Below are 20595 nucleotides of genomic sequence, written 5' to 3'. Positions count from 1 at the left end.
GCCTTTAGCCATCAAAGCGGCCAGAACACAAGGATCGCGGGGATCGAGACCGCGATGATCAGGATTTCCAGCGGCAGCCCCATGCGCCAGTAATCACCAAAACGGTATCCTCCGGGACCAAGCACCAGCGTATTGTTCTTGTGCCCAATGGGCGTCAGAAACGCGGCAGACGCCGCAACGGCCACCGTCATCAGAAACGGATCGGGCGACACCTCAAGCGTGCGCGCCATCTGAATGCCAACCGGGGCGGCGACAATGGCGGTGGCTGTGTTGTTCAACACATCGGACAGGGTCATCGTCACGACCATCAGTACGGTCAGGATTGCCCAGGCGGGCAGGCCGTTGGTCAGCTGAATCAAGGCGTTGGCGATCAACTCGGTTCCGCCCGAGGTTTCAAGCGCGCTGCCCAATGGGATCATTGACCCCAGCAATACAACCACCGGCCATTCGATGTGGTTGTAGATATCCGCAATCGGCATGATCTTGGTCAGCACATAGGCGACGACCACGAACCCCAGTGCGATCGGCAGATAGATCAGCCCGATACTGGCCGCCAACACGGCTGCGGCAAACAGGCCGATGGCAAGCCAGGCTTTATCATTCGCGGTTACATTCAAGCCGCGCTCGGCCAGGGGCAGGCAGCCGAGCCACTCGGTGACATCGGGTGCTCGGTCGCGCGGGCACAGCAGCAATAAGATGTCGCCGGGCTCGACCTCGGTTTTGCGAACCTGACTGGTGATCCGGCGCCCTTGGCGTGAAATGCCCATCAGGACTGTACTCTGTCGCCAGGCCAGTCCTAACGCCTGCGCAGTTCGCCCAGTGATGCGCGCGCTTTCGGGGACAACGACTTCAACCACTTCCAGCCCTTCGCCTTCGGCAGTCAAAACCTCCTGCCGACGGGCGTCCGAGAAATCCAGATTGAGCGCGGCGCGGAACTCATCCAGCGCTTCGGGGCGTGCTTCCAGAACAAGCGCATCGCCTTCATGCAGGGTTGCGTGGGTTGATCGACCATAGCGTCGCTTTCCGTCCCGGATCAGGCCGATGATAGCGACGTCAGATTTCTCGGCGGCCTCATAAAGCTCACTGACCCGTTTCCCGATATGGGGCGATTCGGGCGGGATCGTCAGTTCGGCGATGTATTCGGCCAAAACTTCCGAGGTTTCTTCCTGCGCGCCGCGATTGGGAATGAGGCGCCAGCCGATCAGCGCGACGAACGCCAGCCCCGCAATTGCAGCCAATCCGCCCACCGGTGCGAAATCGAACATGTGAAACGGTTCGCCCAGTGTTTCAGCCCTGATCGAGGCGATGATGATATTTGGCGGCGTACCAATCAGCGTGGCCATCCCTCCCAGGATCGTCGCAAAGCTGAGCGGCATCAGGCTAAGGCCGACCGGGCGCCCCGCTTTGCGCGCGGTCTGGATATCGACTGGCATCAGTAGCGCCAGCGCCGCGACGTTGTTCATGAAGGCCGATAGGATCGCCCCGATGCCGCCCATTAGCGCGATATGCGCGCCCAATCCGCGCGATGCGTCGACCAGTGTGCGCGTGATCATGAACACTGCACCCGAGCGCACCAGACCGGCAGAAACCACCAGCACCAACGCCACGATGATCGTGGCCGGGTGCCCGAACCCGGCAAAGGCATTGTCAACGGGCACCACACCCAGCGTGACCGCGATCATCAAGGCGGTGAATGCTACAAGGTCATAGCGGAACCGCCCCCAGAGCAGCATTCCGAAAACGGCGATGAAAAGGGAAAAAAGAATGATCTGATCTGTCGTCATACCGCCACCATAGTCACGGGCGAAGACAGGGCAAGCCGCTCTCTTGATCCTTTGCCCCGCAAACGTCTATATGAGCGCCAAACACGCAATCACGATGACGAGGACGCACCATGGCAGGCCACTCCAAATGGGCCAATATCCAACACCGCAAGGGACGTCAGGACGCCGCGCGGTCCAAACTGTTTTCCAAGCTGTCGAAAGAGATCACGGTCGCCGCCAAGATGGGCGACCCCGATCCCGACAAGAACCCGCGCCTGCGTCTGGCGGTGAAAGAGGCCAAGTCGAATTCGGTGCCCAAGGACGTGATCGACCGTGCGATCAAGAAGTCCGTAGCAGGCGAGGGCGATGAATACGAAGAAATCCGGTATGAGGGCTATGGTCCCAACGGTGTGGCCGTGATTGTTGAAACGATGACCGATAATCGGAACCGTACCGCCTCGACTGTTCGTTCGACCTTTTCGAAGAATGGTGGAAACTTGGGTGAAACCGGCTCGGTCGGGTTCATGTTCGACCGCAAGGGCGAAGTTGTGTATCAGGCAGACGCAGGCGATGCGGATACGATTTTCGAAGCCGCGATCGAGGCCGGGGCAGAGGATGTCGAAAGCTCGGATGACGGTCACATCATCTGGTGCGCAGATACGGATCTGAACGATGTGTCAAACGCGCTGGAAGAGGCGCTGGGCGAATCCGAATCCACCAAGCTGGTCTGGAAGCCGACAACGACGACCGAGTTGGGTCTGGAAGACATGCAAAAGCTGATGAAATTGGTGGATGCATTGGAAGACGACGACGACGTTCAGCGCGTGACCACTAACTTCGAAGCGACCGACGAGGTTATGGCGCAGCTCTGATGTATCGGACACACGCCAGATGAACCAAACCCGGCCCAGCGGCCGGGTTTTTCTGTTGCAGCTGCGCGTTTTACACAAGCCTTGGTCCTGAAGCCTCTTGCGATTAAACTCAGATCATTGAGGCTGAAGGACCTGAAAGGCAACCGTAGGCACATCATGCAGAGCATCGCAAATGGCGAGTAAATCGACTGATCCGGCCCGACGAAATGTCCCGGTTCTGGCTAGCCAAAGTATCCTTTCCCAGGTGGCGTGGACTTTGGGCAGCCCGTCTATCGTATTGCCATTCCTTGCGGTCTCGCTGGAGTTACCGATGTTCCTTGCCGGCGCATTGGTGTCGATCCGCATGGTTGGCAGCATGATCTCGGACGTGTTTTTCGCCCGCTCCATTGCTGCGCAGGCGCGGAAGAAACGCGGGATTGCCCTGACCGAGATCGGAATTGGCGGTTGCCTTCTGATGGCCCTTTTGATCGCGGCCACCGGCAGTGTCTCATTGACGGCCATTGCCTTTGTGATCGCCTTTTTCATGATTGGGCTTATTGAAGAAAGCCAATCCCTGATGCTGTCTGACTTGTTGGGCGATCATCTGAAATCGAAATCCCGGATGGTTATCCGTTATCTCCAATTGGGCGCGGGAGGTCTTTGTGCCATCGGCTTGGTGTTGCTGATACACGAGATCACGAAAGAGTACCCGCCATTCTCGCGGCATTCCGCGGTGATTGCGGCCTCGGTTGTGTTTTTCTTGTTTTCAGCATTATGCATTCTCGGCATGGCCGAGATCGCCCCCGATGAGTCCGGTAATAGAAAACCTAAAGGTGCAGGACGTCAATCGCTGCAGAACATCATCTCCGGCATCGTAAGTATGTTCGAACAGCCATGGTTCCGGCGCTATATGGCTCTACGGCTTCCTTTGGTTGTCGTGTCGCTGTCGGTTCCGTTTTTTGCGCTCATCGCTGCCGAGGCACATCACAACTCGGCCAAGGGTTTGACGGCCATGATCATCTCATCCGCGTCCGGCTATCTGGTCTCGGCACCCTTGTGGCAACTGGTGAACATGAAATCACACCGTACCGTGATGGTCGCGGGCAACTTGTTGGTCGCAGTGACAGGGATCGTTTTGTTGGCGTTCCACTATGCCGGTATCGATCACGAAGTTCACTTACACGCCATTGCCCTGTTTGTCGTCTCGGTGGCGACAACGGGAATTTCCAGCGCGCGCCAGCTTTATTTTTTAGACGTTGCGCCCAAGGAACAACGTATTCAGGGCGCAGCAGCCATCAAATCCATCTGCAGACTCGCTGCCGTTGCACTGTCTGCAATTTTGGCTGCGGTTGCACATATGCACGAGGTTGCAGCTGCCATCGTGTTTATCGTGCTGGCCAGCATCTGGGCGGCTTTTAGCTGTTACCGCATCGCGAAACCGCAAAAGGCTGCAGAGTCGCAGGCCTAATGTGCCGCCGGCGCGATCAGTTGCTGCGTTGCCGCGCGACGTACCGCTTGGGTCAAGGGTGCAAGGGCAGGGGCAAGTACACGCCCGATCTGCCAGGTCAGTTCGATATCGAGTGGCGCATCGGGGATTACTTCGCAGATCTGCCCATTTGCGATCGCTCTTCTTACAAGGCTTTCGGGGTTCATACCCCATCCTAATCCGGCGATTGCCGCGTCAACAAAGGCGTTTGTGGACGGCAGAAAGTGAGACGGTGGCGAAAGACGGCTGCCTGTCTGGGCATATATCCAGGATTTCTGCAGATTATCCTTGCGGTTAAAGGTCAAGCAGGGGGCCTGTGCCAGGGATTTGGCGGAAACCCCATCAGAAAACCACCGCTGCATGAAGCCGGGGCTCGCGGTCGGCAAATAGCGCAAAGTGCCCAACGCAATGGCATCGCATCCGGTAATGTTCTGACCACCCACCGTTATCGCCGCACTTACGTCGCCACGCCGCAGCCAGTCAGCCGAATGGTCCTGATCGTCAATTACAAGGTCGAACAGTATGTCTTCGGCGCGCGCCATCGCGTCGATAAACCATGTGGCCAGACTGTCAGCCGGTAGCGCGACGCGAACCCGTACCGGACCTTCACGCTGATCCAAAGTCAGCTCTCGCGCCAGCTTTGCCTCCAACAGACCGATATCTTCGGCATGACGGGCGATCCGCAGACCCGCCGGAGTGCCGATGCATGGGGTGCCGCGATGAATAAGGGCCGCACCAACACGATCCTCCAACGCCTTGATCCTCTGCGAAATAGCCGACGGGGTGACGGATAGCTCTGCGGCTGCGGCCTCAAAGCTGCCGTGTCGCAAGATCGCCGCCAATGCTGAGAGCTGATGAGGGTCGAGGAGCATTAGAGTTACTTAATCTGGGTAATCATCATTAATTTGATAGATTCACACTGGCCATGTAGTCAACGAGCATCGACAGGAGGCTGCATGTTCCCATCAATGATTGCCGGGTTTGCCCTGAGTTTTAGCCTTATATTGGCGATAGGCGCTCAGAACGCCTTTGTTCTGCGCCAAGGCCTGCGGCGCGAGCATGTCTTTGCACTGTGCCTGACCTGCGCAGTGTCTGACGCGATACTGATCGGGGCGGGTGTTGCAGGGTTCGGCACCCTGGCTCAGGCCGCGCCGTGGTTTGAAACGGTGATGCGCTATGGTGGGGCAGTGTTTCTGATTTGGTACGCCCTACGAAGTTTTGGGTCTGCCTGGCAGGGAGGGGCGGTGATGGATACCGCAACAGGGCAGCACACCAGTCTGCGTGCGGCCATGCTGACCGTGCTGGCCTTCACTTGGCTCAACCCCCATGTATATCTGGATACGGTCGTATTGATCGGGTCGATATCGGCCCAATATCCAGATCGCATGGGGTTTGCGATAGGGGCGATGACTTCGAGTTTCGTTTTCTTCTTTTCGCTCGGCTACGGTGCCAGAGTGCTTTCACCGATTTTTGCCCGCCCGCGCGCATGGCAGATTCTTGATTTTATCATCGGAATCGTGATGCTTATGATCGCGTTGAAACTTGTTATCATGTGAAGGGTTGTCCCGGATCAGAATTCGGTGTTCAACCGTTTGTATGACCTCACCTAATGATCAGCACCGCCCGCTTGTTGGCATGTTTTGGATGCTTGCGGCCGGGCTGTCCTTTGTGGGCATGAATGCGCTGGTGAAGGTGCTGGGAACCAGCATGAACCCCATTCAAGCGGCATTCTTGCGCTATGTCCTGGGTCTGGTGTTTCTTTTGCCCGCAATCCGGGCGATCCTCGGAACTCCATTGACCCCGCGCAATCTAACGCTGTTTGGACTACGCGGAATGGTCCACGCCATCGCCGTCATGCTGTGGTTTTTTGCGATGACGCGCATCCCCCTCGCCGAGGTGACCGCGATGAATTACATGACACCTATCTACGTCACGGTGGGTGCGGCACTGTTCTTGGGTGAAAAGCTAGCTTTTCGTCGTATCGCCGCGATTGGGGTCGCTGTGATCGGAGTAGTGATCATCCTGCGCCCGGGCTTTCGCGAGATTTTGCCCGGTCACATAGCGATGCTGGGGGCTGCACTAGCGCTTGGTGGTTCCTATCTGCTGGCCAAAGTGATGGTCCGTGATATCCGTCCCTCAGCCGTTGTTGCCCATCTTTCGATATGGGTCACCATCGCGCTTATCCCTTTCGCCGTCGCGGTTTGGGAGCCGCCCAGCCTGCGCGATCTTGGTATACTTTTCATCGTCGCCAGCTTTGCGACTGCGGGGCACTATTTCATGACGCTTGCATTGCAGGCTGCCCCGGTGGCCGTGACCCAGCCGGTGACGTTCCTGCAGCTGATCTGGGCCACTTTGCTCGGCGCTTTGGCCTTCCATGAACGCATCGACATTTGGGTAATTGCAGGAGGCACTCTGATCCTGGCTGCCGTCAGCTTCATCACCTGGCGTGAAGCCGTGCTGAGCCGTGGCGGCACACCGCCGCAAGGTTCTGAGACCCCACCGGCGAAACCAAGAACCGTTATTGATTGACGAGTCAATAAAAACCGCTTAGCCTTCCTTGCACTCAGGTATGGCGAAGAGGCGAAGATGCCAAAACTCGGAATGGAGCCGATCCGGCGGGACGCGATCGTCAAGGCGACGATCGCCGAGCTTGGCGCGCAAAAATCCCTTGATGTCACCGTTAGCCAGATCGCCAAACGCGCAGGGATGTCCAGTGCATTGGCGCATCATTACTTTGGGGGCAAAGAACAGATATTCCTAGCCGCGATGCGGCGTATCCTGACGGATTTTGGATCTGAAGCGCGCGCGCAACTCAGCACGGCAGATCCGGAAGAGCGCGCACAGGCCATCATTCGTGCCTGTTTCGCGCCATCATGTTTCACACCGGATGTTATCGCAGCTTGGATGACTTTTTATGTTTTGGCTCAAACCAACGATGATGCGCTGAGGCTCTGGCAAATCTATCAGGCACGCATCCGCTCGAACCTGATCCATGCGTTGCGCCCACATATGAGTGACCCGAGCGAGGCTGCCGAAGATATGATCGCGCTGATCGATGGGTTGTACATCCACTCTGCACTGAATTCCCCACAAGAGCCGCAGCGGGCAGTCACCCATGCGCTGCGGGTACTGAGAGTTTTCCTAGAGGCCGAAAAATGACAAAGCCGAATATTCTGATCCTGATGGTGGATCAGCTCAACGGGACCCTCTTCCCCGACGGTCCTGCAGAATGGTTGCATGCGCCGAACCTGAAGAAGCTGGCGGCAAGATCAACGCGTTTCGCAAATGCCTACACTGCTTCGCCGCTCTGTGCTCCGGGACGTGCGAGCTTTATGTCGGGTCAACTGCCATCGCGCACTGGCGTCTATGACAACGCCGCCGAGTTCAGCAGCGATATCCCGACCTATGCCCACCACCTTCGTCGTGCGGGATATTACACTTGCTTGTCCGGCAAGATGCACTTTGTCGGCCCAGACCAGTTGCACGGGTTCGAAGATCGTCTGACCACTGATATCTACCCGGCAGATTTCGGTTGGACGCCGGATTATCGTAAACCCGGTGAGCGCATCGACTGGTGGTATCACAATATGGGCTCGGTCACTGGGGCAGGCATTGCCGAGATTTCCAACCAGATGGAATATGATGACGAGGTCGCTTATAACGCCAAGGCCAAGCTATATGACCTTGCACGCGGCAAGGATGATCGCCCCTGGTGTGTGACCGTCAGCTTCACGCACCCACACGATCCTTACGTGGCGCGACGCAAGTACTGGGATCTGTATGAAGACTGTGAGCATCTTGAGCCACAGATCGCGGATCTGGGATATGACAATCAGGACCCGCATTCCAAACGTATTTTCGATGCCAATGACTGGCGCAGCTTCGACATAACGACCGAGGATATTCGCAAATCCCGTCGCGCCTATTTCGCCAATATCTCATATCTGGATGACAAGATCGGTGAGATACTGGAGGTTCTGGAAACGACGCGTCAAGAGGCGATCATACTGTTCGTGTCCGACCACGGCGACATGCTGGGTGAGCGCGGGTTGTGGTTCAAGATGACTTTCTTCGAAGGCTCTTCCCGCGTGCCGCTCATGATTTCGGCCCCCGATCTTCCAGTCGGTCGCATCGATACACCAGTTTCGACGATCGACGTGACACCGACGCTTGGTACGTTGGCGGGCGTCGATATGGCTGAAATCTCACCTTGGACGGATGGTGAGGACCTTGTTCCGTTGGCAAACGGCACAGACCGAACCGCGCCGGTTGCAATGGAATATGCCGCCGAGGCCTCATACGCTCCTTTAGTCTCTCTGCGTTATGGCAAGTGGAAATACAATCGCTGTACATTGGACCCCGATCAACTGTTCGATCTCGAGGCTGATCCGCATGAGATGGAAAATCTCGCTGGCCTGCCCGAACATGCAGGCACCTTGCAAACACTGCGTGCTAAATCCGAGGCGCGATGGGATTTGGATCGCTTTGACGCCGATGTGAGGGCCAGCCAAGCCCGGCGCTGGGTGGTTTATGAGGCACTGCGGCAGGGTGGCTATTATCCTTGGGATTATCAGCCTCTTCAGAAAGCGTCTGAACGGTACATGCGCAATCATATGGACCTGAACGATGTCGAGGATAGCCAGCGTTATCCGCGTGGCGAGTAATCCTTTACATTTTTGAAATTGCACCCGTCGGAAGTGCAGAGATTTTTCGTCGAAAAATCTTGCCCCGAAGGTGAACGGAGACACGAATATGGAAGCAGATTTTGTCATTGTTGGCGCCGGTTCTGCTGGTTGCGCGATGGCTTACCGTCTGAGTGAGGCCGGAGCCTCGGTTCTGGTGATCGAGCATGGCGGCACTGACGCTGGACCCTTCATCCAAATGCCTGCCGCCCTAAGCTATCCGATGAATATGTCGCGATATGACTGGGGCTACAAATCCGAGCCCGAACCGCATCTGAACAATCGTCAACTTGCTTGCCCCAGAGGCAAGGTGATCGGAGGGTCTTCTTCGATCAATGGCATGGTCTATGTGCGCGGTCACGCGCGAGATTTTGACACCTGGGCCGAGATGGGCGCAGATGGATGGTCTTACGCAGATGTGCTGCCGTACTACAAACGCATGGAAACCTGGCATGATGGTGGCCATGGCGGTGATCACACCTGGAGAGGCACGGATGGACCTCTGCACGTGTCGCGAGGGCCTCGTGAAAATCCGCTGTTTAAGGCGTTCGTCGATGCAGGTCAGCAGGCTGGATATGAGGTCACTGGCGACTATAACGGTGAGAAACAAGAAGGTTTTGGGCCGATGGAGCAGACCGTCTGGAAAGGACGGCGCTGGTCGGCGGCGAATGCGTACCTTAGGCCAGCGCTCAAGCGGCAAAACTGCGAAATCATCCGGGGTCTTGCGGCGCGCGTGATTATTGAATCCGGGCGCGCATCCGGGGTCGAATTGATACGGGGTGGTAAACGGGAAGTGATCACAGCGCGGCGCGAGGTTGTATTGGCGGCTTCGTCGATCAATTCGCCTAAACTGCTGATGCTTTCGGGGGTTGGACCTGCGGCGCACCTGGCTGAGCACGGAATCAAAGTGGTCGCCGACCGCCCTGGCGTCGGCGCCAATCTGCAGGATCACCTAGAGCTTTATATTCAGCAGGCCTCGATCCAGCCGATCACGCTTTACAAGCATTGGAACCTGATCAGCAAAGGAATGATCGGAGCGCAATGGCTGTTTACCAAAACAGGCCTTGGTGCATCGAACCAGTTTGAAAGCGCCGCCTTTGTGCGTTCGAAACCGGGTGTGGAATATCCTGACATACAATATCATTTTCTGCCGATGGCGGTTCGCTATGATGGGCAGGCGGCAGCCGAAGGGCACGGATTCCAGGCGCATGTGGGGCCAATGCGGTCGCCCTCGCGCGGCGCTGTGACTCTGCGATCCGCCAAAGCCGAAGACGCGCCGGTGATCCGGTTCAACTACATGAGCCATGATTCGGATTGGGAAGACTTCAGAACCTGCATTCGCTTGACCCGAGAGATCTTTGGACAGCAGGCGTTCAAACCCTTTGCCGGTAAAGAGATCCAACCGGGGGCGGAAGTTCAGTCGGACGATGAGCTAGATGCCTTTATCGCCGAGCATGCCGAAAGCGCTTATCACCCTTGCGGGACTTGCCGTATGGGCCGTGCGGATGACAAGGATGCCGTTGTCGACCCGCAGGGGCGTGTGATTGGGGTGGATGGATTGCGCGTCGCCGATAGCTCGATTTTCCCGCAAATCACCAATGGCAATCTGAACGCACCGTCGATCATGGTGGGTGAAAAGATGTCGGACTATTTGCTGCAGAAAGACCCTTTGCCCAAAGCGAACGACCAACCCTGGATAAGTCCGAGATGGGCAACGGCACAGCGCTGACACATCCAAAACCCACGGCGTGCATTTATCCTGAAAGCTGGTTGATTGCGCTCAGAATTTGATCGGCGTCAAAGCGGAGTGCGACAGTCATGTTTAGCCTTGGGATGTAACGCTGAAACAAGGAGCCAACTGGATGTCTCATACCCCGCATGAACTGGCTGAAGAGTTCCCCGACAAGCTCGAAGTGATGAGCCAGCTCAAGCAAACGGATGCGCATTTTGCCCGACTTGCGGATGAGTATCATGAGGTCAACCGCACCGTGCATCGGGCTGAAACCAATGTTGAGCCGATGGAGGAATTGGCCGAGGTTGATTTGCGCAAGAAACGCGCGGCGCTCAAGGACGAGATCTGGGCGATCTTGTCAAAAAGCTAAGGATTAGGCGGGGGCTCTGCCCCCGGACCCGCAGGATATATATGGCCAGATGAAGATCAGGTGACCTCATAAGGCAGGGTGCCGCGGCTATGGGCGTCGATGGTCAGGCGGCGCTCTAACGGTGGGACCGATCTTTGGTGGCAGGTCTGGCGCTCGCAGATGCGGCAGGATATGCCGATGGGCTCGTAAGCGCTCGCGTTGTTTATGTCGAGATTATCGGCGTAGACCAATGCTTCGGCATGACGAACCTCACATCCCAAGGCGATGGCATAGCGGCGGACAGGAGCACCGAACGAGCCTCCGGATTTTGAAACATCACGAGCCAATGAGATATAGCGGACGCCATCCGGTGTCTCGGCTAGCTGTTGCAGGAAATGACCCGGGGTCTCGAATGCCCGGTGGACATTCCAGAGTGGGCAGGCACCGCCGAAACGGGCAAATTGCAAGCGCGTAGCTGAATGGCGTTTGGTGATCGTTCCGGCCTGATCGACACGGACAAAAAAGAACGGAATCCCCTTTGCGCCGGGGCGTTGTAGCGTAGACAGGCGGTGCGCCACCTGTTCAATCGACGCCCCGAACCGGTTGCTGAGCAGCTCCAAATCATGCCGATAGTCTTGCGCTGCGGACAGGAAAGCGCCGTACGGCATCAGCGAAGCCCCGGCAAAATAGTTGGCGAGGCCAATTTTGGCGATGGCGCGGGCCTCATCGCTTTGGAAACGGGCGAAATCTAGCGTTGCTTCAAGCAGCTTATCCTGACTGATCAACGCCACCTGCAGCAATAGTTGGAAGACCTGCGTTTGTGGTGCGGCGCGCGAGGAAAGGCGCAGGGTTTTGTCACCAGCATTGTAGCTGCGTAAGGTTTCTGTGTCGGCAAAAGTGACGTGAATGCCGCGTTCTGACAGGCTGTTCAGGGCGACTTGTCGAATATCGCTGGTTTCATCGGCACGGCTGGCGAAGCGTTCGGCGGCGCGGTCAACGGCGTCAATATAATTGTCGCAGTAGTGAAAGAAATCGCGCACCTCTTCCCATGGGCTGGCCTGAATACGGGCATCCTCGCGGCCCAATGCCTCGTCGAGCGAGGCGAGGCGTTCATGGGTCTGGCGATAGGCGCGGTGTAACTCGATGAACGCGCGTGCAAGCGCGGGCGCATTTGAAGCGGTGAGCCTGAGATCAGCCAGAGGGGGTATCGTTTCGGCAAACACCGGGTCGGCCAGTGCTTCGCGCATATCCGAAACCAATCGTTCGCTATCCCCTGTGCTGAGTTCGGTCACATCCATACCAAACTCTTGCGCCAGTGCCAGAACAACGGTCGTCGAAATCGGCCGGTTGTTATTCTCCATCTGGTTCAAATAGGGCAGTGAAACGCCCAGTTTTGCGGCGAAATCCTTCTGCGTGAGGGTCAGGCGTGTGCGCATTTCGCGCAGCTTGGCGCCAGCGTATAATTTCTGAGTGGCCATGGCGGTTCTTTGCAGCTTTACTGAATCTGCAGGCTAACTTTGCAAACCCTGTCGCGCAAGCCGTCTACAGACCCAATTGCCGTTCGCGCCAGATAACAACGCTGATCGCGCAGATTGCCAGGGCGGCGGTTGCCAGCATCAGCCAAAGCAGAGGCATCGCGCCTGTCTCATGCGTCAGCAATGCGCCTGCCAATGCGCTGAGTGCCGCGCCGCCGCCCAACATGATCGCACCGCTCAAACCAGAGGCTGTAGCCGCAAGATGCGGGCGGACCGAAAGCGATCCGGCGGTTGCATTTGGGATCGCCATGCCGTTGCCCAACCCGACGAAGGTCATCAGGCCGAAGAAGCTGAGAGCCGTTCCCAAATCCACTAGGAACAACAAAGCTGATAGGGCCACGCCAATTGCATTCAGCCAGCATCCCCAGCGCACCATTCGGTTGACACCGAAGCGAACCGAGAATCGACCGCTGATGAAGTTGCCGAAGAAATAGCCAATTGCGGGCGCACCGAAGTAGATGCCGACCTCGGCGGCTGTCATGCCGAACATCTCGGTTCCGATAAAGGGTGCGCCTCCGAGATAGGCAAAGAACGCTCCTGAGGAGAAAGCTGAGGACAGGGAATAGCCCCAGAAGCGGGGCGATTTCAGCAGTTCAGGGTATTCGCGAAATTGCTGCATCAATGTTTTGCCGCTTGCGGCGGCGGTTTCGCCAAAGTCTTGGTAGGTCAGCACCAGCGCCAGCGCCGCAAGGGCAAAGGGAAGCCAGAAATTGGCTTTCCAGCCAAAGGATTCTTCAAGAAGCCCGCCGACCGCAGGGCCGATCATCGGGACAACTGCCATTCCCATGGTGACATATCCGAGCATTGAGGCCGCCTGATCCTGTTCGTACATGTCCCGCACAGCCGCACGGCTTAAGACAATACCAACGACAATGACGGCCTGAAACATTCTGAAGGCCAGAAAGGTCTCGACATTTGGGGCGTATATACACCCCAGCGTTGCCAGCAGAAAAAGGGCGAGTCCCCACAGCAGTACAGGCCGACGTCCGGCCTTATCGGCAATGGGTCCTATTAAGATTTGCAGTGCCGCGTTGACCAGAAGATAAAGCGCGATCGAAAGCTGCATCACCTTGTAATCAGTCTGAAAATACGTCGCCATAAAGGGAAGGCTGGGCAGATACAGATTCATGCTCAGAGCCGACAATCCTGACAACAAAACGAGTGTTGCAAGCGTGGGGGGCGTGCGGCTGACAGAAGGTGAACTGAACTGCATGGTTTACCTTTAGACCCTGATCGCGCGAAATGCCATCGGCAGTTTGGCTTGTTGTGTTAATTAACAAATTTGCAGTTATCTCAAATAGTGTTGCCAAATATTTGCAAATTTGCCGAAAACTTCTTTGGCCGCCGATCCCAACTCGTTATGGTCGCGCAAATTCTCTTGGGAGACTACCGACATGAAAGACATCCTTTCCGAGCTCGAAGGCCGTCGCAACAACGCGCGATTGGGTGGTGGGCAAAAACGCATCGACTCGCAACACGCCCGCGGAAAGCTGACGGCACGCGAACGGATCGAGTTGCTGGTAGACGAAGGCAGCTTTGAAGAGTTTGACATGTTTGTCAGCCATCGCTGCACTGATTTCGGAATGGAGAAACAAAAGCCTGCTGGTGATGGGGTGGTCACAGGCTGGGGTACGATCAATGGTCGAATGGTCTACGTCTTCAGCCAGGACTTCACCGTATTCGGCGGCTCGCTGTCAGAAACCCATGCGCAGAAGATTTGCAAGATCATGGACATGGCAGTTCAAAACGGAGCGCCGGTGATCGGGATCAACGACTCGGGCGGGGCACGGATTCAGGAAGGCGTCGCCTCATTGGCCGGATATGCCGAGGTGTTCCAACGCAATATCATGGCCTCGGGCGTGGTGCCGCAGATCAGTGTGATCATGGGGCCGTGCGCAGGTGGGGCGGTTTACAGTCCTGCGATGACCGACTTCATCTTCATGGTCAAAGACACCTCGTACATGTTCGTAACCGGCCCAGACGTTGTGAAGACCGTTACCAACGAGGTCGTGACGGCTGAGGAACTGGGCGGGGCTTCAACCCACACCAAAAAGTCGTCGGTCGCTGATGGCGCGTTTGAAAACGATGTGGAAGCGCTGGCCGAGGTGCGCCGTCTTGTCGACTTCCTTCCGCTCAACAATCGCGAGAAACCGCCAGTTCGTCCGTTTTTTGACAGCCCTGACCGGGTCGAGACATCGCTGGATACGCTGATCCCGGACAATCCGAACACGCCGTACGACATGAAGGAACTGATCACCAAAGTGGCGGATGAGGGTGATTTTTACGAGATTCAGGAAGACTACGCTAAGAACATCATCACCGGTTTTATCCGGCTTGAAGGGCAGACCGTGGGCGTCGTGGCCAACCAACCCATGGTATTGGCAGGATGTTTGGACATCGATAGTTCCCGAAAAGCGGCCCGGTTCGTGCGGTTCTGTGATTGCTTTGAAATCCCGATCCTGACGCTTGTTGATGTTCCGGGCTTTCTGCCGGGCACTTCGCAGGAGTATGGCGGCGTGATCAAGCACGGCGCGAAACTGCTATTTGCTTATGGCGAAGCGACCGTGCCAAAGGTCACCGTAATCACGCGTAAGGCCTACGGTGGCGCGTATGATGTTATGGCCTCCAAACACCTGCGCGGCGACTTCAACTATGCGTGGCCCACGGCTGAGATCGCGGTGATGGGCGCAAAGGGCGCGACCGAAATCATCCACCGCGCCGATCTGGGCGACGCCGACAAGATTGCGAAACACACTCAGGACTACGAGGACCGGTTCGCAAATCCCTTCGTTGCGGCCGAGCGCGGCTTCATTGATGAGGTGATCATGCCACAATCGACCCGCCGCCGTGTATCACGTGCATTTGCGAGCCTGCGCGGCAAGCAACTGAAGAACCCTTGGAAAAAGCACGACAATATCCCGCTGTAAATGCCCGCCGAGGAGGCCCGAGCCGTAAATGCCCCGATTGACCGGACATAAGACCGTGCAGGTTGCAACAGCTCTGCACGCTCCCTCGGAGGAAGGAAACCGCCGCTGGCGGATCCGGGGATGCGCCGGGGTTTTTACGTTGCTGGTCGGAGTAGGTTCGGCGCTGGCCTCAAACCTGCTGCCCGTGCCATCGGGTCAACCGGTCGAGCTTAGCGATGTGCTTCTGGACACCAATCCGGGTGAGCTTTGGGTGCGGTTTCGGTTCATTGCACCCAAGATCGGATCGACTGCAGGTCGTATCACATATGATGTCGCCGTAGTCGACATGGAGCATTTGTGTGAAACACTGGCGGTGCCTTACGTGGCCCAGCACGAATTGCAGCCTGCCCGGATAGTGATTTCGTTTTCGGACAGACCGGTGGCGTTCGGCACCTCCGAACCTGACGCAACGCAGTTCTTCGAAGCCTACCGGCTGGATCAATCCCGGTGTATCTGGGAGGGGCTCTGACCATGAACCAACAATGTCACGGTCTCAGAGTGTCCCGATACAGTGATGCAGCTCTGGAGGTTCGCATGATCACTTCAATCCCGCAGGCATGTCCGATGGCCTGCCATATCTGGAACTTGTCCGTTGAGGTTTCGCAATGCTGAAACATCGCGGTTTCCCCGGACGTTTGCCCGGAACAGACTTCCAGTTCACCATTCGGCGGGCCAATCCCAAGGGCGTTACGCCGCTGACCCAGCGAGAACGCTTTCGCGATCGCAAACCCGCCGACAAGCGCGCAGATGTCGCGTTTATCGAGGCGTTATGGGCGCACTTTGGTGATCAGCCCTTTGAGCGGGGCAATCTGGACGCGGGCCGTCTAAGTTGGCTGTTCGGGCGCGAGGTTGTCGCCGCCGAAGACCCGTTTGATCCTGCAAGCTATGATGCTCTGCTGGTGATCAATCTGGACGCCGCGCGCCAATCTTTCCCTGACGTGTTCGACGGAGTGCGCTGATTGTGACCGGGGCTGCCGCACATAACACTCAGATGATCAGTGACACTGGAACCCTGCCCGCTAATGGGCAGGGTAGGCTGTTTTCATCAGAAGTTGAGTTGCGCGGCCAACTGGACACGATTGCCGTCGAATGTGTCGCCGGAAATTGTATCGTTCCGCTCTCCATAGATGTATTCGGCGCTGAGCGTCAGGTTGTCTGTCGCCTTGTAAAAGGCATTGACGTGGATCGTCTCAAGCTCGGTGAACGACAAAGTACCGGTCGATGTAGGCAGGTCGTAGTCTTCCTTGCCATAGGCGATGCCGACGTTCCATTTGGAACTCAGGTCCTGACGGAATTCGATGGTGTAGCCATCAACATCGTTGGCCTGACCCCCGACGACTGCGTCACCCAAGCCGATCAGGTAGGGGCCAAGTGCCTCGCCGTTGACATAGTTGACCTGAAACAACCCACCTTCCCACGGTCGGATCGAGCCCGACAAAGAGAAACCGGTCTGATCGACCTCGACGTCGCCGGATTGCGCCTTGCCGTAGAGCGCCGAGGCACGAGCGATGTATTTGCCATCGTTGTATTCGACCGAACCAGTCAGCACGGGATCATCCGAATCCGAGCCGCCGACGTTCTCTTCAACGGAAACGGCGAAGGTGGTATTCGATCCGATATTGTTGGTGTAGCGCACCTGCGGAACGCGCGCGAAAGCGATCCCGACCGGCCCGTTAAATTCCACCGAGGTCGGGTAGGTGTCCAGAGGTTGGAAATTGGTCCAGTATTGTCCGATCAGCCATTGTTCCCCAATTCGGATATTGGCATGACGAATTCGGAATTCGGCGGTTCCGTCCGAGCCGAAGGCATCGACTTCGATCTGGCCCTGAATGTCACCGATTCCCGAAGGCGTGCTGGTGCGCAGCCCGATACGAGACTGACGGACTGTGGCGCCAAACGTACCATCTGTCTCGGCCGAGGGTTCACCAATCACGTTTACGAATGCGGTGTCGCCCTGATCGTATTCGAAGTCATAGAAGAAGTCGGCTTTGACATAACCGTAGACGTCCAGAGTGGTGTTGCCGATCTGCAGATCCCCAGTGCCAGACCCGGGATTGGAGGATTCCAGCGCTTCGACCCGGGCGCGCAGTGCATCCAGTTCAGCCTGAGTTTGTGCATCTTGCGCCAAGGCTTGCATACCGGTCACGGAAAGCGCGCTGGCAGCAAGCAGGCTAGCAGTTTTACCCTTTGTTATCATATGGATAGTTCCTTGTGTGCGAGTGTGCAGGGGCACCGTTCCACGCAACTGAATTCTTGGGAAATCACCAAGTTGAGAGAAGATGCTCTCAATTTTTCAAGCAAAAGTGTCGGTAGACATGTGACGTTTCACGCTGCGGTGAAACCGGAATCTAAGTTACTGTCACCGGAAGGATTTTTGCGTGAGTTTGTAGTGATGTTGCGTGAGGTGCCTCGCGCACTGCCTCGCTACAAGTCTTCGATTTGTAACAGGAACGTGACGGATTTCAGACGTAGTCGTCGCTGTCCGGGCGATTACGACGTCGGCGCAAATCTGCGTGGTGCCGCGCTGGATGGGCAGGTTTCAGCCGGAATCTCAGATGGAAACAATAACTGGTTGGCGGCCAGAATTGTGCTGTGCACAGTGATTGGGCCGTGCGGCTCTACTTTGCCTGCGTCGCACAAGCACCTACTATTCCGTACCCCTTCCTTCCGCGGGCAGGCTTGTGTTCCCCACAGAGTTCTGTCCGCGGTTTTCTTTTTGTCAGGTTTGGACAAAAAGCGGCAAAAACCTGCGCAATTCGCAAGTTTGTGGTCCGTGTTATTGCATAACAAGGCGCGAAATCGGCATCTGCTCTCAAGGACTGCAAAAAATCTAGAAGGGCAGAAACCATGCGACTCAAACGAATTTCCCTTGCGTTGGCAACCTGCGCGGGTTTGGCGGCCTGCGGTGGCTCGACCGGCGAACAGGCGATCCTTGGCGGCGGTGCGGGCGCTCTGGGGGCAGCGGTCCTCAGTGCAGATCCGCTGCTTGGGGCGGCAGTCGGGGCTGCGGGCAACGTGCTTTATTGCAAGACCCAGAACAACTGTAACTAAAGCTGAATTTAACGGGGCTGGAAAAGTCCCGTCCGTCATTGCGCATCACGCCGTCGTGGGGTCAACGCCCCGCGGCGGCGTTTTGCGTTTCCAGAACATCAAGCCAAAGGACGTTCCATGTTCAACAAGATCCTGATCGCAAACCGGGGCGAGATTGCCTGCCGGGTCATCAAGACCGCCCGCAAGATGGGCATTGGCACGGTTGCCATCTATTCAGATGCTGACAAGAACGCCCTGCATGTTTCAATGGCGGATGAGGCCGTGCATATCGGCCCGCCGCCTGCCAACCAGTCATACATCGTCATCGACAAGGTGATGGATGCCATCCGTAAAAGCGGCGCGCAGGCGGTCCACCCCGGTTATGGCTTTCTGTCCGAGAACTCCAAATTCGCCGAGGCGCTGGATGCCGAAGGCGTCGCCTTTGTCGGCCCCCCGGTCGGTGCGATCGAAAGCATGGGGGACAAGATCACCTCGAAGAAGATCGCGCAGGAGGCCGGGGTTTCGACGGTGCCCGGTTACATGGGCCTGATCGAAGACGCCGATGAGGCGGTGAAGATTTCGAACGACATTGGCTATCCGGTGATGATCAAGGCCAGCGCTGGCGGCGGTGGCAAGGGCATGCGGATTGCGTGGAATGACGAAGAGGCGCGGGAAGGTTTCCAGTCATCCAAGAACGAGGCCGCGAACTCCTTCGGCGACGACCGGATTTTCATCGAGAAATTTGTGACTCAGCCGCGCCACATCGAGATTCAGGTGCTCTGTGACAGTCACGGCAATGGCATCTATCTCGGGGAACGCGAATGCTCGATCCAGCGCCGGAACCAGAAAGTTGTGGAAGAGGCGCCGTCGCCGTTCCTTGACCCTGAAACCCGCAAGGCGATGGGCGAACAGGCCGTCGCGCTTGCCAAAGCGGTGGACTATGCCAGTGCCGGTACGGTGGAATTCATCGTGGATGGGGAAAAGAACTTTTATTTCCTCGAAATGAACACGCGCCTGCAAGTGGAACACCCGGTGACCGAACTGATCACCGGTGTTGATCTGGTGGAGCAGATGATCCGTGTGGCGGCTGGTGAAAAGCTGACTATCACACAGAATGATGTAACCCTGACTGGCTGGGCCATCGAAAACCGTCTTTATGCAGAGGACCCGTATCGTGGCTTCTTGCCCTCGATTGGCCGCCTTACCCGTTATCGCCCGCCGCAGGAGGTCGCAGCAGGCCCGCTGCTTGTGAATGACAAATGGCAAGGTGATGCGCCTAAAGGGGATAGCGCTGTGCGTAACGATACCGGCGTCTATGAGGGCGGCGAGATCAGCATGTATTACGACCCGATGATCGCCAAGCTGTGTACCTGGGCACCGACCCGCGAACAGGCGATTGAAGCCATGCGCGTGGCGCTGGACAGTTTCGAAGTCGAAGGCATCGGTCACAACTTGCCATTCCTGTCAGCGGTCATGGATCACCCGAAATTTGTAAGTGGTGACATGACGACCGCTTTCATCGCCGAGGAGTATCCGGACGGGTTCGAAGGCGTCGACCTTCCCGAAGAAGATCTGCGTCGCATCGCAGCCTCGTGCGCTGCCATGCACCGGGTTGCCGAAATCCGTCGCACCCGCGTATCGGGCCGGATGGACAACCATGAACGGAAGGTCGGCAAACGTTGGAATGTCGCTCTGCAAGGGCAGGATTTCAGCGTCAAGGTTAAGGCTGACAAACAGGGCGCGACTGTCAAATTCAAAGACGGGTCAGCTCTGCGCGTGTCCTCTGACTGGACGCCGGGTGACCAACTTGCGGTGTTGGACGTGGATGGCAGCCCGTTGGTCTTGAAGGTTGGAAAGATATCGGGCGGGTTCCGTATCCGAAACCGAGGGGCTGACCTCAAGGTACATGTGCGCACCCCGCGTCAGGCCGAACTGGCCCGCCTGATGCCCGAGAAGCTGCCGCCTGATACATCGAAAATGCTGCTCTGCCCAATGCCGGGCTTGATCGTGAAGATTGATGTGGAAGTAGGTCAGGAGGTGCAGGAAGGTCAGGCACTTTGTACCGTTGAGGCGATGAAGATGGAGAACATCCTGCGCGCTGAGAAAAAAGGCGTTGTCTCCAAGATCAACGCGGGCCCCGGCGACAGTCTGGCCGTTGACGATGTGATCATCGAGTTCGAATGATGATGCGCGCACCTGCG

18 protein-coding genes are annotated in these 20595 nt (G+C 56.9%); 13 read left to right on the top strand and 5 right to left on the bottom strand.

All coding sequences use genetic code 11. The annotated features are described in order from the left end of the window. Positions 1-11 precede the first annotated feature (11 nt). On the bottom strand, positions 12-1784 hold the full coding sequence (locus ACR0NM_RS11780) for an SLC13 family permease (protein ID WP_170732952.1): 1773 nt from the start codon (positions 1782-1784) through the stop codon (positions 12-14). Positions 1785-1894: 110 nt separating this feature from the next. Between ACR0NM_RS11780 and ACR0NM_RS11775 the strand changes: the two genes are divergently transcribed. Both ACR0NM_RS11775 and ACR0NM_RS11770 read left to right on the top strand, forming a co-directional pair. Then, a complete protein-coding gene (locus ACR0NM_RS11775) occupies positions 1895-2635 on the top strand; it encodes a YebC/PmpR family DNA-binding transcriptional regulator (protein WP_170392173.1) in 741 nt (246 codons plus the stop codon). 172 nt (positions 2636-2807) lie between these two features. Continuing rightward, the gene (locus ACR0NM_RS11770; protein WP_480614844.1) at positions 2808-4082 is read left to right on the top strand and encodes an MFS transporter; all 1275 of its coding nucleotides are present in this window, start codon (positions 2808-2810) and stop codon (positions 4080-4082) included. On the opposite strand, the gene ACR0NM_RS11765 is transcribed toward ACR0NM_RS11770, so the two are convergent. Next, the gene (locus tag ACR0NM_RS11765) at positions 4079-4972 is read right to left on the bottom strand and encodes a LysR family transcriptional regulator ArgP (protein WP_170392170.1); all 894 of its coding nucleotides are present in this window, start codon (positions 4970-4972) and stop codon (positions 4079-4081) included. The two genes, ACR0NM_RS11770 and ACR0NM_RS11765, sit on opposite strands and share 4 nt — an antisense overlap. Positions 4973-5056: 84 nt before the next feature. Between ACR0NM_RS11765 and ACR0NM_RS11760 the strand changes: the two genes are divergently transcribed. From ACR0NM_RS11760 to ACR0NM_RS11735, 6 genes are all read left to right on the top strand, one after another. Continuing rightward, the gene (locus ACR0NM_RS11760) at positions 5057-5656 is read left to right on the top strand and encodes a LysE/ArgO family amino acid transporter (RefSeq protein ID WP_480562391.1); all 600 of its coding nucleotides are present in this window, start codon (positions 5057-5059) and stop codon (positions 5654-5656) included. Between the two features lie 40 nt (positions 5657-5696). After that, positions 5697-6629, top strand: coding sequence for a DMT family transporter (locus ACR0NM_RS11755; RefSeq protein ID WP_170392166.1), 933 nt, complete (start codon positions 5697-5699; stop codon positions 6627-6629). A 57-nt stretch (positions 6630-6686) separates the two neighbouring features. Continuing rightward, positions 6687-7259: a choline-binding transcriptional repressor BetI gene (gene betI, locus ACR0NM_RS11750; RefSeq protein WP_480614841.1), complete on the top strand. Its 573-nt coding sequence runs from the start codon at positions 6687-6689 to the stop codon at positions 7257-7259. Then, a complete protein-coding gene (betC, locus tag ACR0NM_RS11745; RefSeq protein ID WP_480614838.1) occupies positions 7256-8764 on the top strand; it encodes a choline-sulfatase in 1509 nt (502 codons plus the stop codon). Before betI ends, betC begins: the two co-directional genes overlap by 4 nt. 88 nt (positions 8765-8852) lie before the next feature. Further along, a complete protein-coding gene (gene betA, locus ACR0NM_RS11740; protein ID WP_170401536.1) occupies positions 8853-10511 on the top strand; it encodes a choline dehydrogenase in 1659 nt (552 codons plus the stop codon). Positions 10512-10644: 133 nt separating this feature from the next. Next, positions 10645-10884, top strand: coding sequence for an HP1242/YdcH family protein (locus tag ACR0NM_RS11735; protein WP_170392158.1), 240 nt, complete (start codon positions 10645-10647; stop codon positions 10882-10884). A 56-nt stretch (positions 10885-10940) separates the two neighbouring features. On the opposite strand, the gene ACR0NM_RS11730 is transcribed toward ACR0NM_RS11735, so the two are convergent. Both ACR0NM_RS11730 and ACR0NM_RS11725 read right to left on the bottom strand, forming a co-directional pair. Next, on the bottom strand, positions 10941-12341 hold the full coding sequence (locus ACR0NM_RS11730; protein ID WP_170512339.1) for a helix-turn-helix transcriptional regulator: 1401 nt from the start codon (positions 12339-12341) through the stop codon (positions 10941-10943). A gap of 64 nt (positions 12342-12405) precedes the next feature. Next, positions 12406-13611, bottom strand: a complete 1206-nt coding sequence (locus ACR0NM_RS11725; RefSeq protein ID WP_480614835.1) for a multidrug effflux MFS transporter — start codon at positions 13609-13611, stop codon at positions 12406-12408. 181 nt (positions 13612-13792) lie between these two features. Here ACR0NM_RS11725 and ACR0NM_RS11720 point away from each other — a divergent pair, with 181 nt between their 5' ends. The 3 genes from ACR0NM_RS11720 to ACR0NM_RS11710 all read left to right on the top strand — a co-directional run bounded on the left by ACR0NM_RS11720 (position 13793) and on the right by ACR0NM_RS11710 (position 16323). Beyond that, positions 13793-15325, top strand: a complete 1533-nt coding sequence (locus tag ACR0NM_RS11720) for an acyl-CoA carboxylase subunit beta (protein WP_170563888.1) — start codon at positions 13793-13795, stop codon at positions 15323-15325. 28 nt (positions 15326-15353) lie between these two features. Next, positions 15354-15833, top strand: coding sequence for a DUF6497 family protein (locus ACR0NM_RS11715; protein ID WP_480614831.1), 480 nt, complete (start codon positions 15354-15356; stop codon positions 15831-15833). A gap of 136 nt (positions 15834-15969) precedes the next feature. Continuing rightward, positions 15970-16323: a hypothetical protein gene (locus ACR0NM_RS11710; RefSeq protein WP_170392151.1), complete on the top strand. Its 354-nt coding sequence runs from the start codon at positions 15970-15972 to the stop codon at positions 16321-16323. An 86-nt stretch (positions 16324-16409) separates the two neighbouring features. Here the strand turns inward: ACR0NM_RS11710 and ACR0NM_RS11705 are convergent, their stop codons facing one another. After that, on the bottom strand, positions 16410-17561 hold the full coding sequence (locus ACR0NM_RS11705; RefSeq protein WP_170563885.1) for a DcaP family trimeric outer membrane transporter: 1152 nt from the start codon (positions 17559-17561) through the stop codon (positions 16410-16412). 650 nt (positions 17562-18211) lie between these two features. Between ACR0NM_RS11705 and ACR0NM_RS11700 the strand changes: the two genes are divergently transcribed. Then, positions 18212-18415 carry a hypothetical protein gene (locus ACR0NM_RS11700; protein WP_480614828.1) on the top strand — a complete coding sequence of 68 codons (204 nt, stop codon included), beginning with the start codon at positions 18212-18214 and terminating at the stop codon, positions 18413-18415. A 117-nt stretch (positions 18416-18532) separates the two neighbouring features. Continuing rightward, positions 18533-20578 (top strand): ATP-binding protein, encoded by a 2046-nt coding sequence (locus tag ACR0NM_RS11695; RefSeq protein WP_480614825.1) that lies wholly within the window; start codon positions 18533-18535, stop codon positions 20576-20578. Positions 20579-20595: the final 17 nt, after the last annotated feature.

This window comes from Ruegeria sp. AF2, from assembly GCF_056542025.1.
This window is presented reverse-complemented; position numbering and strand designations above follow the sequence as displayed.